Raw genomic sequence first — 232 nt, forward strand, 5'->3', positions numbered from 1 at the left:
TCGCCTACGGGCTGCTGCCCGGGCTGGCGTTGGCGCTGACGTGTGGCGCGGGCTTGCTGAAATGGCAGGACGGCGCCGTCCGCGACGCCGCGGATGCCCGGGCGGAATCCGTGCGGGCCGCGACCGACGGCACCACCGCGCTGCTGTCTTACCGGCCCGACACCGTGCAGCATGACCTCGAGAGCGCGCGAAGCAGGCTCACGGGCACGTTCCTCGACGCCTACACACAGCT

Annotated in this window: 1 protein-coding gene; it reads left to right on the plus strand. The window is 72.0% G+C overall.

Annotation, left to right across the window (positions count from 1 at the left end):
* Nucleotides 1-232, plus strand: a 232-nt coding sequence (locus ACRHOZ_RS21605) for a hypothetical protein (RefSeq protein ID WP_431130483.1), incomplete at both ends; no start/stop codon positions are given.

It is taken from the genome of Flagellimonas flava, assembly GCF_050617915.1.
In the GTDB taxonomy this organism is placed as follows: domain Bacteria; phylum Bacteroidota; class Bacteroidia; order Flavobacteriales; family Flavobacteriaceae; genus Flagellimonas; species Flagellimonas flava_A.